Source organism: Natrinema versiforme (assembly GCF_005576615.1).
GTDB lineage: Archaea > Halobacteriota > Halobacteria > Halobacteriales > Natrialbaceae > Natrinema > Natrinema versiforme_A.
The window spans coordinates 316,682-330,812 of sequence record NZ_CP040330.1 but is presented as its reverse complement, the minus strand read 5'-3'; the positions used below and the strand labels follow the sequence as shown (position 1 = coordinate 330,812).

The 14,131-nt window shown below is 66.4% G+C and carries 17 protein-coding genes; 13 read left to right on the top strand and 4 right to left on the bottom strand.

The window, feature by feature from the left end; translation table 11 throughout:
- The first annotated feature begins 73 nt into the window (after window positions 1-73).
- Window positions 74-505, top strand: a complete 432-nt coding sequence (locus FEJ81_RS01560) for a DUF6069 family protein (protein ID WP_138243613.1) — start codon at window positions 74-76, stop codon at window positions 503-505.
- A 79-nt stretch (window positions 506-584) separates the two neighbouring features.
- Here the strand turns inward: FEJ81_RS01560 and FEJ81_RS24105 are convergent, their stop codons facing one another.
- On the bottom strand, window positions 585-707 hold the full coding sequence (locus FEJ81_RS24105) for a hypothetical protein (RefSeq protein WP_267877919.1): 123 nt from the start codon (window positions 705-707) through the stop codon (window positions 585-587).
- 121 nt (window positions 708-828) lie between these two features.
- On the opposite strand from FEJ81_RS24105, the gene FEJ81_RS01555 reads away from it, so the two are divergent.
- Window positions 829-1,107, top strand: a complete 279-nt coding sequence (locus tag FEJ81_RS01555) for a hypothetical protein (protein ID WP_138243612.1) — start codon at window positions 829-831, stop codon at window positions 1,105-1,107.
- Between the two features lie 56 nt (window positions 1,108-1,163).
- On the opposite strand, the gene FEJ81_RS01550 is transcribed toward FEJ81_RS01555, so the two are convergent.
- Window positions 1,164-2,048, bottom strand: coding sequence for an MBL fold metallo-hydrolase (locus FEJ81_RS01550; protein WP_138243611.1), 885 nt, complete (start codon window positions 2,046-2,048; stop codon window positions 1,164-1,166).
- 148 nt (window positions 2,049-2,196) lie between these two features.
- On the opposite strand from FEJ81_RS01550, the gene FEJ81_RS01545 reads away from it, so the two are divergent.
- The gene (locus FEJ81_RS01545) at window positions 2,197-3,312 is read left to right on the top strand and encodes an NAD(P)/FAD-dependent oxidoreductase (RefSeq protein WP_138243610.1); all 1,116 of its coding nucleotides are present in this window, start codon (window positions 2,197-2,199) and stop codon (window positions 3,310-3,312) included.
- 13 nt (window positions 3,313-3,325) lie between these two features.
- Here the strand turns inward: FEJ81_RS01545 and FEJ81_RS01540 are convergent, their stop codons facing one another.
- Window positions 3,326-3,727, bottom strand: a complete 402-nt coding sequence (locus FEJ81_RS01540; protein WP_138243609.1) for a pyridoxamine 5'-phosphate oxidase family protein — start codon at window positions 3,725-3,727, stop codon at window positions 3,326-3,328.
- Window positions 3,728-3,877: 150 nt separating this feature from the next.
- Here FEJ81_RS01540 and pdxT point away from each other — a divergent pair, with 150 nt between their 5' ends.
- The 8 genes from pdxT to FEJ81_RS01500 all read left to right on the top strand — a co-directional run bounded on the left by pdxT (window position 3,878) and on the right by FEJ81_RS01500 (window position 12,236).
- Complete coding sequence (pdxT, locus tag FEJ81_RS01535) at window positions 3,878-4,495, top strand: pyridoxal 5'-phosphate synthase glutaminase subunit PdxT (RefSeq protein ID WP_138243608.1); 618 nt, start codon at window positions 3,878-3,880, stop codon at window positions 4,493-4,495.
- Window positions 4,496-4,586: 91 nt separating this feature from the next.
- Entirely contained in the window at window positions 4,587-5,564 is a 978-nt protein-coding gene (locus tag FEJ81_RS01530; protein ID WP_138243607.1) for an acetamidase/formamidase family protein, read from the top strand.
- Between the two features lie 153 nt (window positions 5,565-5,717).
- Window positions 5,718-6,866: a helix-turn-helix domain-containing protein gene (locus FEJ81_RS01525; protein ID WP_138243606.1), complete on the top strand. Its 1,149-nt coding sequence runs from the start codon at window positions 5,718-5,720 to the stop codon at window positions 6,864-6,866.
- 47 nt (window positions 6,867-6,913) lie between these two features.
- Complete coding sequence (locus FEJ81_RS01520; protein WP_138243605.1) at window positions 6,914-7,246, top strand: HalOD1 output domain-containing protein; 333 nt, start codon at window positions 6,914-6,916, stop codon at window positions 7,244-7,246.
- A gap of 94 nt (window positions 7,247-7,340) precedes the next feature.
- Window positions 7,341-7,808 carry a bifunctional nuclease family protein gene (locus FEJ81_RS01515; protein WP_138243604.1) on the top strand — a complete coding sequence of 156 codons (468 nt, stop codon included), beginning with the start codon at window positions 7,341-7,343 and terminating at the stop codon, window positions 7,806-7,808.
- On the top strand, window positions 7,809-8,093 hold the full coding sequence (gene hisE, locus FEJ81_RS01510; protein ID WP_006430335.1) for a phosphoribosyl-ATP diphosphatase: 285 nt from the start codon (window positions 7,809-7,811) through the stop codon (window positions 8,091-8,093).
- A gap of 125 nt (window positions 8,094-8,218) precedes the next feature.
- The gene (locus FEJ81_RS01505) at window positions 8,219-8,566 is read left to right on the top strand and encodes a four-helix bundle copper-binding protein (protein WP_138243603.1); all 348 of its coding nucleotides are present in this window, start codon (window positions 8,219-8,221) and stop codon (window positions 8,564-8,566) included.
- Window positions 8,567-8,825: 259 nt separating this feature from the next.
- Window positions 8,826-12,236, top strand: coding sequence for an MEDS domain-containing protein (locus FEJ81_RS01500; RefSeq protein ID WP_175416334.1), 3,411 nt, complete (start codon window positions 8,826-8,828; stop codon window positions 12,234-12,236).
- Between the two features lie 22 nt (window positions 12,237-12,258).
- Here FEJ81_RS01500 and FEJ81_RS01495 read toward each other — a convergent pair whose 3' ends face one another.
- Window positions 12,259-12,630, bottom strand: coding sequence for a DUF5518 domain-containing protein (locus FEJ81_RS01495; RefSeq protein WP_138243601.1), 372 nt, complete (start codon window positions 12,628-12,630; stop codon window positions 12,259-12,261).
- A gap of 135 nt (window positions 12,631-12,765) precedes the next feature.
- On the opposite strand from FEJ81_RS01495, the gene FEJ81_RS01490 reads away from it, so the two are divergent.
- Both FEJ81_RS01490 and FEJ81_RS01485 read left to right on the top strand, forming a co-directional pair.
- Entirely contained in the window at window positions 12,766-13,749 is a 984-nt protein-coding gene (locus FEJ81_RS01490) for an NOG1 family protein (RefSeq protein WP_138243600.1), read from the top strand.
- Window positions 13,750-13,764: 15 nt separating this feature from the next.
- Window positions 13,765-14,079, top strand: a complete 315-nt coding sequence (locus FEJ81_RS01485) for a DUF7533 family protein (protein WP_138243599.1) — start codon at window positions 13,765-13,767, stop codon at window positions 14,077-14,079.
- Window positions 14,080-14,131 lie beyond the last annotated feature (52 nt).

The following is a 14,131-nucleotide window of genomic DNA, read 5'->3' as shown; positions in this document are numbered from 1 at the left end:
AGAGAGTCGCGAGAGCGTATCGGATACGTGATCCTCCGATAACACTTTTGACGACCGAATGGTGGATACAATCATGGCTTCGGAAACGGAGGATTCGTCGGCGGTCCGCACGGCCTCTCTCAGGGATCTCACGCTATCGGGGGCGGCAGCGCTCATCTCGTCGGTGCTCGTCAACTGTTTGCTCGTGTTCGGGACGAATACCGGCGGTATCGCTCCGGAACTGGAGGCGTTAAATTACGGGCCGGTAACGCTCTTTACGGCGCTCGGCGTCGTCGGTGCGACCGTCACGTACGGCATCCTCACGCGAACCGTCTCCAACCCGAACCGAACGTTCGTGCTCGTGGCGGCGGTCGTCCTCCTCGTCTCGTTAGTTCCGGATTTCACGGTGATTCCCGTGGAACCCGGCGGAAGCCTCGTCGCCGGCGCGATCCTCGGCGCGATGCACGTGACGACGGCGATCATCTGCGTCGGCGTTCTCACCCGGTTCAACACCCGACTCCGATAATCGATCCCCGTTCGGTGCATCGTTCGCGGCCGATTCGATGGCGACGTACTGATTTGAGACGGTCGCTATCCGTCCGCCGTCAGCGGCGGTCGTCCTCGTTGCCCGACCTGACCCGCTCGAGAACGATCCGATCGGTAACGCCGCCGCGTTCGTCGGCCTTCTCCGCCCGGCGTTCCTCGAGCGTGTCGCATTCTCGCGTCACGGCCGATACTCGGAGACCGGCGTCCTGAACGTTGATTCCTCGCCTCTTACTGGGCGACTGGCCCCAAGTTCGATTCACACTCGGGAGTATATATTTATATTTACAGAACTGATGAAAGACCATGCTCTGGCGACCGCTACTGCTGACCGGACTCGTTTATACCGCGATTTTCGGTTCACTTTCGGCGCTGGTCTACTGGGACGCGAACCGGTGCAGACTCGAGTCCCCCGCCAAATGGGCGGGATTCGTGTTTTTCTCGGGCGGGACGGGATTCCTCCTCTACATAGTCGACAGCGACGACGAGACTCGAGTCGACGGAGAGGCGGATCCCTTTTCGCTGCCCGGTTCGATGGCTACCGACCGGCGTGACGGCAGTCTCGATTCGGACGACACCGAGTGAGGGCGGTCGGGACGCTGCGAACGCGACCGATCCGCTCGCGGAACGAACCTCGATCGTTAGCTGCGGCGATCCGACGGCGGTTCAAACTCGTAGCTCTCGCCGTGCTCGAGGTAGTCGACCCGGTCCTCGAGGCCCGCCTTTTCGACCGCCGCCTTGAAATTCGAGAGCGGCGAGCGGAACACCTCGTAGTCGTTGTAGTGGATCGGAATCGACGTGTCGGCGTCGATGAGGTCGACGGCCTCGGCCCCCTGTTCGGCGTCCATCGTCAGGAGCACGCCGAGAATCCGCGTTCCGCCCAGATGCAGCAGTGCGAGATCGATCTCGGGATAGCGCTCCGGGATCTCCTCGAGGGCGTCGTAGACGACCGTGTCGCCGGAGACGTAGAGCCGCATGAGCGGCGGCTCCGCGGGGCCGGCGTCGGCCGGCCGGAACTCGAGCATGCTCCCCATCACCGGCGGCAGCCCCTTCGAGACGACGGGCGGGCCGTGACGGCCGGGCATCGCCGTGATCGTCAGTTCGGCCTCGCCCTTGCGGATCCGAAACTCCTCCCACGTCTCGAGCGGATGGGTCTCATTGAACCCCTTCTCGGCGAGTTCCGCGGCGGCGTGGCGGGTCGTGACGATCGGCAGGTCGGTATCGAGTTTCGCCTCGGCGACGCGGTCGAAGTGGTCGCCGTGGTAGTGTGAGAGCAAGACGAAGTCGATCGGCGGTAGGTCTTCGATCGCCATCGCCGGGTCGGTCCGCCGCCGGGACGTGATGCCGTAGCCGAGGTGGACGTGATCGCCGCTGTGGAGGAAATTGGGATCGGTGAGGATCGTGAAGCCGGCGTACTCGAGGATCACCGTGGCGGTGCCGACGAAGAAGATCGAGCCGTGCTCGAGGTCGGCATCGTCCGATTCCGTCGCGGGGAGCGCGAGGTCGATATCGCGGAACTGGCTCATAGTACCACCGCCACCGCGGGCCCGTTTCAACCCCTTTCGGAACTGGCGAGACTACCAGTCCGCCTGATACGAGCGACGGGGCTGTGGCCCGCTGTGGCCGCATATTCACGGCCCAGCCTCAACCCGCTGGGCGTTCGAGTGGGCTGTCATGAGCGATTCCCTCGAGTACGAGGTCGTCGTCATCGGCGGCGGCCCCGCCGGCCTGACGACCGCGCTGTACACGACTCGGCTCGGTCACCGCACGGCCGTCTTCGAGAAGGAGGGCGGCCGTCACGCGGCGGTTAGCCACGTCCACAACATGCTGGGCGTCTCGGAAAACGTCTCCGGGCGGGAACTGGCGGCCCACGCCGTCGAACAACTCGAGCACTACGGCGGTGACTTCTACCCCGACGCCGTCGAGTCCGTGACGGAACTGGGCGGCGACGAGGCCGGTGACACCGCGGACGGCGACCCGCAATTTCGCCTCAAGGCGACCCACGCGACGGTCGACGCCGACAGGGTCGTCTTCGCGACCGGCTTCCGCGACCGCAGTCCCGAGGTGCCGGAACTCGAGCGCTTTACCGGTCGCGGGCTGCACTACTGTCTGCACTGCGACGCGTACACGCTGGGCGACGGCCCGGTTTTCGTGCTCGGCCACACCGAGAGCGCGGCCCACGTGGCGATGGCGATGTGCAACTTCACGGCCGACGTCGACCTCCTGTTGAACGACCGCGAACCGGAGTGGGACGACGAGACGGACGCGCAACTCGAGGCCCACCCGGTCGATCGGATCGACACGGCCGTCGTCTCGGCGTACGACGACGAGAGCATCGACGCGGACGAGCCGCCGTGGCTCGGCGGCCTCGCCCTGGCCGACGGGACCGAACGGGACTACCTCGGCGGCTTCGCGATGTACGGCTCCGCGTACAACGCCGATCTCGCCGCCGACCTCGGCTGCGAACTCGGGGACGACGGCGCGATCGACGTCGACGAAAATCGGGAGACCAGCGTCGCGGGCGTCTACGCCGTCGGCGACGTGACCCACGGCCAGAACCAGACGACGATCGCCATCGGTGACGGTGCCTACGCCGGCCTCGCGATCCACAAGGACCTCCGGACGTTCCCGAAACCGGCCGCCGAACTCGAGGACAGCGGCGACGAGACCGCGGTCGAGCAGTCCACACCGGGGGCACCCTCGGATCTCCGCGCCCGGATGCGCCGCGTTCGCGAACTGGGGACCCATCCGGGGCTGCGCGGGCCGTCACCGGGCAGGGGTCGCGAATGAGGACTGTCGTCGATCACTCGAGCACGTCGCCGTAGGTTCGGTAGGTCGCCGAGCCGACATCGATCCGAACGAGCGTGTTGTCGGCGTAGGCGTCCGGCTCCGCGTCGTACTTCTCGTTGATCCGGCGACGAGCCGCGGCCGTCTCCGCCTCGTCCTCGACGATCGTCGCCGTTCCGAGCAGCGACACCATCCATCGCGTCTGTCCGGCATCGTCGTTCTGTATCGAGAGGGCGACCCGCGGATTCCGCCCGATATTGGCCAGTTTCCGACCGGTCGTGACGATCTCGACGACCCCGTCAGCGTACCGGTACCAGACCGGCGCGACGTGGGGCCGTCCCTCGGTACAGGTCCCCAGATGGGCCATCACGGGCTCGCTCTCGAGCAGGCGTTCAGCCTCCGCTGGAACGGTCGACACGGTCGTCTCGCCGACGGGTAGCGACAAAAGCGGCCGCCATGGCGGTGCCGGCGCGGGGAGCGGGGCTACTGCAACCCGCGGCGTCTGCCGACCTCCGCTCGCCCGTCTCGTGGCGCGGACTTTTTGACGGCACCGTCCGTATCCGCGGCCATGTCACTGACTGCGGGCGTCGTCGCGGTCCAAGGCGACGTCGAGGAACACGCGGCCGCCATCGAACGCGCCGCGGCGGCCCGCGGCCGCGAGGTCGCGGTCCGCGAGATTCGCGACTCGGGGATCGTCCCCGACTGCGACCTGCTCGCGATGCCCGGCGGCGAATCGACGACCATCTCTCGACTGCTCCACAGCGAGGGCATCGCCCCCGAAATCCGGGCTCACGTCGCCGACAGCAAGCCGCTGCTCGCGACCTGTGCCGGCCTGATCGTCGCCGCGAGCGACGCCGGCGACGACCGGGTCGAGGAACTCGAGGTGATCGACGTCGGCGTCGAGCGCAACGCGTTCGGCCGGCAGAAGGACAGCTTCGAAGCGCCCCTCGAGGTCGCGGGCCTCGACGAGCCGTATCCGGCGGTGTTCATCCGCGCGCCGGCCATCGATTCGGTCGGCGACGCCGAGGTGCTCGCGACGTGGGACGACCGGCCGGTCGCGGTCCGGGACGGCCCCGTCGTCGGCACCTCGTTTCACCCCGAACTGACCGCCGACAGCCGGATTCACGGGCTGGCCTTCTTCGAGAACGAGGCCGCGTCGGTGCCGTCGCTCGAGGAAGCGAAGTAGGCACGCGGCGTACACAGCGGGGCGAACACAGCAGGATGCGGTTGTAGCGAGCGGCTATTTTATCCCGTCGCGCAGCATGTACTGACGGTATATGTCAGACGAATACGAGGCGGCGTACGAGATCGATGCCAGCGACGAGACGATTCACAGCGCGTGGGACAACAGCCTCGAGCCGGTACAGACGGTCGAACCCGGCGAGGTCGTCCGGTTTACGTGCCGGGACTCGACCGGCGGACAACTCGGCCCGGACTCGACGGTCGCCGACATCGCCGACCTCGATATCGACCGAGTTCACACCCTGACCGGCCCCGTCGCGATCGAGGGGGCTCGGCCGGGCGACGTCCTCGAGGTCGAACTGCTCGAGATCGACCACCGGGGCTGGGGGGTCACGTTGGTCCTCCCGAGCGAGGCGGAACTCGGGCTCTTGGCCGACGAATTCCCCGAACCGGCGCTACACGTCTGGGACCTCGAGGACGGCGTCGGTCGCTTCGGAAACGGCATCGAGGTGCCGCTCGATCCGTTCCCCGGCGTGATCGGCGTCGCACCCGCCGAGGACGGCACTCACACGACGTTCCCGCCGCGATCGGTCGGCGGGAACATGGACATCAAACAGCTCACGGCGGGCTCGACGCTGTATCTCCCCGTCGCGGTCGACGGAGCCCTGTTCAGCGTCGGCGACGGCCACGCCGCACAGGGAGACGGCGAGGTCTGCGGGTCCGGGATCGAGGCACCGATGACCGTCACCTGTCGGTTCGACCTCCGGTCGGACCTGTCGATCGACCAACCCCAGTTCGAGACCACGGGGCCGTTCACCCCGAGCGGCCGGGACGAGCCGATGTACGGGACGACAGGGATCGCGGACGACCTGCAGGAGGCCGCCAGCGCCGCCGTCCGGCAACTGATCGACCACCTCGAGACCGAACGCGGCCTCGAGCGACACGAGGCGTACATGCTGTGTTCGGTGGCCGTCGACCTGAAGATCAACGAGGTGGTCAACGCGCCGAACTGGGTCGTCTCCGCGTACCTTCCGGAGGGGATCTTCCCCGCCGAGCAGCGCCGGTCGGCGTGACGACCGGTGGTACGCATTTATCCGTCGACGCCGTACTGACGGTATGAGCCGGAGCCGATATCGACACCCCGGAAGTGCGACCGACCGGCGTACCGAGACGCAAAGCGAGCGCCTCGAGGCCGATCCCCCGTGCCTCGAGCGAGCGAGAGCGCGATGACGGACTCGTCGGCGGGCGGGTTTCGCGCCGGCGATCCGGTCGAACGGAACTCGGACGAGAGCGAGTCGGAGGCATCGCTTCCGGCGGACCTCGCGCGACGGTTCTTCGACGCGTGTCCGGTCAGCGCCATCGTGATCGATGCGACGGGCGAGATCGCCCACGCGACCGACCGCGCCGTGGCGACGCTCGACCTCCCGCGCGAGGAACTCGTCGGCCGACCCTACGACCCGTCCGAGTGGGGCCTCACCTACGACGACGGAACGCCCGTCCCCGTCGACGAGCATCCAGTCACGCGCGTCTTCGAGTCGGGCGACCCCGTGTTCAGGTTCGAACACTGGATCGAACTCCCGGACGGCAGCCGGCGGTGGTTCTCGAGCAACGCCGCGCCCCTATTCGATTCGGACGGTACCGTCGAGTACGTCGCCCTCGCGTTCGAGGACGTGAGCGCGCTGAAGCGACGCGAGAAGCGCCTGACCAGCGACCACGTCAGATTCCTCGGGTTCCGCGCGGACGAATCCGCGGTCCCGCCCTCGCTGCAGGTCGAGGACGAACCGACGTGGATCGACATCGATTCCGTCGTCTCGCTGCCGGACGGGACCACCGTCCAGTACATGGGGACGAGGGATCTCACCGCGAGCGAGTTCGTCACCGCCGTCGAAGAGGTCCCCCACTACCTCGACGCCCGACTGCTCAGTTCGGTCGACGGCTACAATCGGATCGAGGCCCACTCGGAATCGGAGACGGTCGCCCACGTGTTCTCCGCGCTCGGCGGCCGTCCCCGCGAGATCATCATCGCGTCCGACGCGGTCAGGTTCCGCGGCGAACTCCCCGGCGACGTGGATCACCGGCAGGCCGGCGACGAGATCCGGCGGTTCCACCCCGAGGCCGAACTGGTCGCCGAGGAACTGGTCTACTCACCTCAACTGCTGTACGACGTCGTCGCGGACGCGCTCACCGACCGACAGCTGGCCGCGCTCGACGCCGCCTACTTCAGCGGCTACTTCGACACGCCGCGGACCAGCACCGGCGACGAGTTGGCGGCCCGGTTCGGCGTCACCCGCCAGACCTTCAATCAACACCTCCGCAAGGCGGAACGAACCGTCTTCCGGCACCTCTTCGAGAAGTCCGGGGCGCCGGGGGACTGACTAGTCAGCGTCACCCCTTAGAACGATATCTGCGATACTGGAACGCAATGAGTGAGAACACAGCCCACTCCGATCTCCCTGCAGCTCGGCCGCTCGGCGAAGACAGTTCGGGATACGATCCCATCACGGAAACGTACCACAGTCGATTCGGTGGCGGTCCGAGTACGGTCGTCGTCGCGATCGTCGAAGCCGTGGCGGCCGTGACGAACCGCGACCCCGCCGCGATGTCACCGCTCTACGACACGGTCGACCCCGAGGCGCTCACCGACCTCGTGACGGGCGCTCAAAACCACCAGATCAAGGTGTCCATCGCCTACGAAGGATGCTACGTGACCGTCTCGAGCGACGGCGGCGTCGTCGTCGAGCCGCCGGAGAACTGACCGCGTTCGTGAGCCGAAACTGCGGCGTCGCCGGCCGGGTCTGCATGCATTCGCGACCGGACATGTTTTCTCCCTCCTCGCCGACGGTGTGGGTATGCAGGCATCTATCGACGCCGTTCGCGTCGCGGGGACCCCGAAGGGACCGGTCCCGGTCGTCGTCCTCGCCGTCGAGGGCGAAGCCGACGTCGTCCCGATCTTTATCGGCTTCAACGAGGCGACGAGCATCGCTCGCGGCCTCGAGGCCGAGGACATCGGCCGGCCGCTGACCCACGACCTCCTGTTGGACGTCATGGAGGAACTCGGGAGCCGCATCGAGCGCATCGTCGTCAACGAGATCGAAGAGCACGACGGCGGGCAGGGCGGCACCTACATCGCCGATATCCACCTCGAGACGCCCCGCGGCGAGACGGTCGTCGACGCCCGGCCGAGCGATTCGCTCGCGCTCGCCGCCCGGACGAACGCGCTGATCGAGGTGACCGAGGAGGTCTTCGCGGACAGCCGAGACGATAGCGAGAAGTTCGACGAACTCGAAGACATCCGCAACGTGTCGGGTGACCTCTAGATGGACGACGTGCTCGAGGAGTTGTTCGCCGTGATCGAAGACCGGAAGGAAACGCTGCCCGAGGACTCCTACACCGCCTCGCTGTTCACCCACGAGAAAGGCGAGAACGCGGTCCTGGAGAAACTCGGCGAGGAGAGCACGGAACTCGTGCTGGCCGCGAAAGACGACGATCACGAGGAGATCGCCCACGAGGGCGCAGATATCGTCTACCACCTGCTCGTCCTGCTCGCGATGAAGGACATGGACCTCGCCGATCTCGAGGCGGAACTCGAGGCGCGGCGATAACGCGACCGCGGGTCGGCGGTCCGTCTCCGCGGCTCACTTGCTACGGCGGCCGAATCTGCGACCACGCAGTGCTTGCAGCCGCCCGTGATAGCTTGATGGCGCCCGCTGGTGTCTCTTTGCTCGTTATGGCGCTCCAACAACTCGAGCACGCGGACGACCACATGCAGGAGTGTATCGACAACTGCCTCGAGGCCGCGCAGGTCTGCGAGTGGTGTGCCGACGCCTGTGCGGGCGAGGGCGAGGACATGGCCCGCTGCATCCGGCTCTGTCGGGACGTGGCCGACATCGCCTCGCTGCACGCGCGATTCATGGCCCGCAACTCGGGCTACCATCAGGAACTCGGCGAGCTCTGTGCGGACCTCTGTGAGGAGTGTGCCGAGGAGTGCGAACAGCACGATCACGAGCACTGTCAGGCCTGTGCGGAGATCCTGCCGAAGTGCGCCGAGAGCTGTCGGGAGATGGCGTCGAGTTGAGGCGCGCGGCGACGAGGCGGAAGCTGCGACGGCAACCGGCGGTGTCTGCAGCCGCAGGTAGCCAGACGCTTAGTGCGGCAGCCACCGATATAACCGGCGATCTTTTAGGTCTGGCTGGCCATCCTTTCGTTACGATTCAAGCCATCGCGTCGAACGGGACGACTGTGGTCCCGGTCGTGCCGCTAGTCGTCGCGATGGCTCGCCGTGTGCCGTGGCGCTGACGATCATCGGCACGTCTCTCCAGAACTCTATGAATGAAATGATGCAAAACGCCGACGGAGCGGAGGGGAGGGCGCTCGAATACGGTTTCGATCCCCGCGAGAAACGCCCGATGTTCCCGAACGCCCGCGGTCCCGTCGAACCGCTCGGCGAGCGCGAGGAGGCCGACCACTTCGCGCTCGTCTACGAGAACCAGGCGGAGCAGTTCGCGACGGTCGTTCCGTACGTCCGTCAGGGGCTCGAGCGCGGCGAGCACTGCATGTACATCTACGCCGAGAACACGCGGAAAGAGGTGCTCGAAGCGCTGCGCTCCGGCGGGATCGACGTCGACGCCGCGCTCGACGACGGCCGGCTCTCGCTGTACTCCGCCGGGGAGACGTACCTCGACGGCGGCGAGTTCGACGGCGACAAGGCCGACGCTCTCCTCGAAGCTGCGATGGAGGAGGCGGTGGCGGAGTACGAGGGCTTCCGCGTGACCGCCGAGGAGACGTGGCTCACCCACGACAAGGCGGCCCAGGAGGCGTTCGCGACGTGCGAAACGCGCGTGAACGGACTCCTCGACGGCGAAGCGAGCACGGCGCTGTGTCAATATAACCGCGACCGACTCCCGCCGTCGGTCATCGAAAGCGTCATCGAGACCCATCCCTATCTGATCTACGACAGCACGGTTTGTCAGAACGTCTACTATACGCCGCCTGCGGAGTACTTCGGCCCCGACCGACCGTCGCGCGACAACGAACGGAAACTGCAGACGCTGGTCGATCGGACGACGGCGCGGGAGACCCTCCAGACGGACGAATTAGCCCAGCGACAGCTGTACGCCATCGCCGCGGACCCGCATCGGTCGTTCGAGGAGAAAATCGACGATCTCCTCGCGTTCGGCCGCGAGCTGTTCGGCCTCGAAATCGGCGGGATTGCTCGGGTCGATCCGACGACCGACTTCTACCGAATCGAGACGATCAGCGGCGACCACGACCAGTTAGAGCCCGGCACGGAGATTCCCCTGTCCGACACCTACTGTCGCGAAGTGATCGAGAACGAGTCGGGGACGACCGTTCCGAAACCGACCGAACTCTCGAGCGCTACCACCGACCTCCCGGAGACGGCGGGCAACGATCGGGTGCAGGTGTATCTCGGTACCTGCGTCCCGATCGAAGGCGACCTCGACCGAACGTTCTTCTTTACCTCCTCGGACCTGTCCGACGGTGCGTTCACCGAGAAGGAACGGGTCTTCTTCCAGCTGATGGGTCAGTTGGTGAAATACGAGTTGGAGCAACGCCAACACGAACGCCTCCTTCGAGACCTCTACGAGACGGTCGCCGATACGGAGGCGTCGTTCGACGCGAAGATCGAGCGACTGCTCGAGTTGGGAAGCGAGCGGTTCGGACTCGAAGTTGGGTACTTCACCCAGACCGACGACGACGGCACGTTCGAAATCGACGCCGCGGTCGGTGACCACGACGAGATCCAGACGGGCACCACGGACACGATCCGTAACACCTACTGCGAGAAGCTGCTCGCGTCGCCCGGGCCGATCTCCGTGACCGACGCCGCCGAGGTCGGGTGGACCGACGATCCCGCCTACGAACGGTTCGGACTGGACGCCTACTTCGCGACGACCGTCCACGTCGGCAGCGAAGAGTACGGAACGCTGTGCTTCGGATCCGAAACGACCCGCAGTCGGCCGTTCTCGGAGGCCGAACGCACGTACCTCGATCTGATGGGACAGTGGGCGAGCTACGAACTCGACCAGCGCCGCCGCAGGCGGTACCTCCAGGAGAGCTACGAGATCACGTCCGATCCCGCACTCTCCTTCGAGGAGAAGCTCGAGCGGCTGCTCGAACTGGGCAGCGAGCGGTTCGGGCTCGAAATGGGCGGCTTAAACTACCTGCCGACGTGGGACGGCGCGTTCAAACTGGAGAAGGGTATCGGCTTCGACGTCGATCCCGACGAGGAGCTCTGGACCGATCCGGGAACGGGCTGTTTCTGTCGCCAGGCGATCACCGCCGACGCGCCGGTCGAGACGACCGACGCGAGCGAGACCGAGTGGGCGGACGACGAGGTCTACCGGGAGTTCGGACTGACGACCTACCTCGGAACGAAGATCTCGAGCGGCTCCGGACCGTACGGAACGCTCTGGTTCGGCAGCACGGAGGCTCGCGACCGGCCGTTCTCCGACGCCGAACGGACGTTCATCGAGCTGATGGGCCAGTGGGTTGGATACGAGATCGAACGGCGGGACCACAGGCAATCACAGGAGCGGCTGTACGAGATCACCGCCGACAGCGATCGCTCGTTCGACGAGAAGGTCGAGCGCCTGCTCGATCTGGGCCGCGAGCGGTTCGATCTCGATATGGGCTTCTTCCTCGAGAAGCAAGGCGATGAGTTCCGGGTCATCAAGACCTGCGGGACCGATCTAGAGGAGGGCGTCGCGACGATCTCGGCGAATCCGGGGCAGTACTGCAAGCAGACGATCACGGTAAACTCGCCCGTCGGCATACAGGACGCCGAGGCGGTCGGGTGGGACGACGATCCGCTCTACGAGAAGTACGGGCTCGGCTGCTATCTCGGGACCAGAGTGACCGACGGCGACGACATCTACGGATCGGTGTGTTTCGCCGACAACGGCGCGCGGGAGCGGGAGTTCTCCGACGCCGAGTACGCCTTCTTGGACCTGATCGGACAGTGGATCAGCTACGAACTCGAGCGCGACGAGCGCGAACGGCGACTCGAACGGTCCAACGAACGCCTCGAGGAGTCCAACAAGCGGCTGGAACAGTTCGCCTACGCCGCTTCCCACGACCTCCAAGAGCCCCTGCGGATGGTCTCGAGCTACCTCCAACTGCTCGAGAAGCGATACGGCGACGACCTCGGCGGCGACGGCGAGGAGTTCCTCGAGTTCGCCGTCGACGGTGCCGATCGGATGCGAGAGATGATCGACGGGCTCCTCCAGTACTCGCGGGTCGAAACGAAGGGCAATCCGCTCGAGCCGGTCGATCTCGACGACGTGTTCGAGAGCGTCCGCGAGGACCTCCGCGTCCAGATCGAGGAGACCGGCGCCGAGATCACTGCCGATCCGCTCCCGCCGGTCCGGGGCGACGCCAGCCAACTCCGTCAGGTGTTCCAGAACCTGCTGGCGAACGCGATCAAGTACAGCGGCGACGAGCCGCCGCGGATCCACGTCAGCGCCGAGCGACGGATCCGGGGCCGGACGCGAGTGATCTCGGTCGAAGACGAGGGGATCGGCATCGAACCGGACGAACAGGAGCGCATCTTTGACATCTTCGATCGCCTCCACAGCCGCGAGGAGTACGACGGCACCGGCATCGGCCTCGCGCTCTGTGAACGGATCGTCGAGCGCCACGACGGCGACATCTGGGTCGACGCCGAGCCGGGCGCGGGATCGACGTTCTCGTTCACGCTCCGGCCGCCGACCGAGGGCGAATCGTAACCGACGGCCGGGTCCCGTCCGGTCAGGCACTCATCGCCGCGCCGACCGCGCCGGCGACCGCGCTCTCGAGAGCCATGACCAGCGAGATGGTCGCGGCGAGGGCGAAGATGCCGAGCCCGGCCGCACCGGAAACCGCGCCGCCGGCAGGGCCGAGCGCGAGCCCGGCGATGCCGACGGCGACGGCGATGAGCAGCCCACCGATGATGCCGCCGAGCGCGCCGGCGAGCAGCCCGTGCCAGAAGCCGCTGCCGAGTCCGCCGCCGGCCATGTAGCCCGCGACGAAGCCGCCGATGAGCCCCGCAGCGAGCTGCCCGATTCCCGGGAGAGCGAGCCCGACGATTCCCAAGACGGTCGCGACGACGAAGCCGACGAAGACGGCACGCCAGTTTGTCATACTCGATCGGACGACGGCGACGGGGATAAGCCCGCGGCGGACAACTGCCACGCGAACTGACACGCGGACCGACCCGCACTCGCGGGACCGGCGCGTAACGAACGCCCTTTATGGTCGGAGGCGCTAGTGCTGGACATGATTTTCGAAGACCTTCCGACGACGCCCACGTCGGAAGAGCTGATCGACAAGGCGTTTTCGCGGGCGGCGCGGGCCGGCAAGGCCAAAGGCGGCCTCGAGGCCCAGCAGTCGATGCTCCAGACGGCGGCGAACATCATCTCCGACAACCTCGAGAACGTGGTGACGGCGTGGCCGGACTTCGAGTACGACGCCCACCCGTTCTACTACGAGCTGGCCGACGCGATCGTCGACGTCGACCGGCTCCGACAGGCGCTGTCCGAAGTGATGTGGGCCAGCCGCAAAGCCCGCGAGATCCACGAGGAGTACCAGCCGCGGCTGCGAAAGACCGACGTGGACACCGCGCGCAAGCACCGCAAGCAGGCCTTCGCCCGGCTGGCGGACATCGTCGAGCAGGTCGACGACCACCTGCTGTACATCAACGAGTCGCGAAACGATCTGCGGGACCTGCCCGAAATCAACCCCGACGAGCCGACGATCGTCGTCGCCGGCTACCCCAACGTCGGCAAGTCCTCGTTCGTCAACGACGTCACCAACGCCCGCGGCGAGACCGCCTCCTACCCCTTCACGACGAAGGGGATCGGCGTCGGCCACTTCGAGCGCGATCACATCCGCTACCAGATCGTCGACACCCCCGGGCTGCTCGACCGCCCGCCAGCCGAGCGCAACGAGATCGAATCCCAAGCCGTCAGCGCCGTCGAGCACCTCGCCGACTGCATGCTCGTCATGATCGATCCCACCGGCAACTGTGGCTACCCGACCGGCTCGCAACTCGAGCTCCGGGACTCGATCTCGGCGCAGTTCGAGGATATCCCCGTGCTCACGATCGCGAACAAGGAAGATCGCTTCGAGGACGGCGACCTCACGGAGGACGTCGCGGCCGACTACACCATGAGCGTCGAGACCGGCGCGAACGTCGAGACGGTCCTCGACGCCGCCGTCGAGGCGATCGGCTACGAACCTGAGCTCCCGTTCGACGGCTAACTCGCGGACGAGTTGATGAAGGGACCCGGCATTCTGTGGATGCTCCAGACCGCTGCGGGGCTCTCGATGGCGGGGCCGATGTTCGTCGTCGGCGTCGGATTCCTCCGCGACGGCCGCCTTGTCGGCGGGCTCGGCTTTCTGGTACTCGGTGCGATCGCTCTCTACTTCCCGACATATCTTCTCAACCGGATCGGCGGACCGAAGACGTGGGTCCGCCGGCTGCTCGGTCGCGTCCGGCGTGACGACACTACCGCCGAGGCGGGGGCCGACTCCGGATCCGGTCCCGAGGCGTCCGAAGACTCGAGTCTCCTCGAGCGACTGCGGCGCTAGCGGGCCGGAAACGGTTGTTCTCGCGCAGAGTCAGCGAGTTCCAAAAACGACG

What these genes read in the sequence shown, in the direction of transcription:
- FEJ81_RS01530 (WP_138243607.1), top strand. Translation starts at nt 4,587, where the DNA reads ATGTCAGACGAATACGAGGCGGCGTACGAGATCGATGCCAGCGACGAG.
- FEJ81_RS01560 (WP_138243613.1), top strand. Translation starts at nt 74, where the DNA reads ATGGCTTCGGAAACGGAGGATTCGTCGGCGGTCCGCACGGCCTCTCTC.
- FEJ81_RS01520 (WP_138243605.1), top strand. Translation starts at nt 6,914, where the DNA reads ATGAGTGAGAACACAGCCCACTCCGATCTCCCTGCAGCTCGGCCGCTC.
- FEJ81_RS01490 (WP_138243600.1), top strand. Translation starts at nt 12,766, where the DNA reads ATGATTTTCGAAGACCTTCCGACGACGCCCACGTCGGAAGAGCTGATC.
- FEJ81_RS01545 (WP_138243610.1), top strand. Translation starts at nt 2,197, where the DNA reads ATGAGCGATTCCCTCGAGTACGAGGTCGTCGTCATCGGCGGCGGCCCC.
- hisE (WP_006430335.1), top strand. Translation starts at nt 7,809, where the DNA reads ATGGACGACGTGCTCGAGGAGTTGTTCGCCGTGATCGAAGACCGGAAG.
- FEJ81_RS01555 (WP_138243612.1), top strand. Translation starts at nt 829, where the DNA reads ATGCTCTGGCGACCGCTACTGCTGACCGGACTCGTTTATACCGCGATT.
- FEJ81_RS01495 (WP_138243601.1), bottom strand. Translation starts at nt 12,630, where the DNA reads ATGACAAACTGGCGTGCCGTCTTCGTCGGCTTCGTCGTCGCGACCGTC.
- FEJ81_RS01485 (WP_138243599.1), top strand. Translation starts at nt 13,765, where the DNA reads ATGAAGGGACCCGGCATTCTGTGGATGCTCCAGACCGCTGCGGGGCTC.
- FEJ81_RS01505 (WP_138243603.1), top strand. Translation starts at nt 8,219, where the DNA reads ATGGCGCTCCAACAACTCGAGCACGCGGACGACCACATGCAGGAGTGT.
- pdxT (WP_138243608.1), top strand. Translation starts at nt 3,878, where the DNA reads ATGTCACTGACTGCGGGCGTCGTCGCGGTCCAAGGCGACGTCGAGGAA.
- FEJ81_RS01515 (WP_138243604.1), top strand. Translation starts at nt 7,341, where the DNA reads ATGCAGGCATCTATCGACGCCGTTCGCGTCGCGGGGACCCCGAAGGGA.
- FEJ81_RS01500 (WP_175416334.1), top strand. Translation starts at nt 8,826, where the DNA reads ATGATGCAAAACGCCGACGGAGCGGAGGGGAGGGCGCTCGAATACGGT.
- FEJ81_RS01525 (WP_138243606.1), top strand. Translation starts at nt 5,718, where the DNA reads ATGACGGACTCGTCGGCGGGCGGGTTTCGCGCCGGCGATCCGGTCGAA.
- FEJ81_RS01550 (WP_138243611.1), bottom strand. Translation starts at nt 2,048, where the DNA reads ATGAGCCAGTTCCGCGATATCGACCTCGCGCTCCCCGCGACGGAATCG.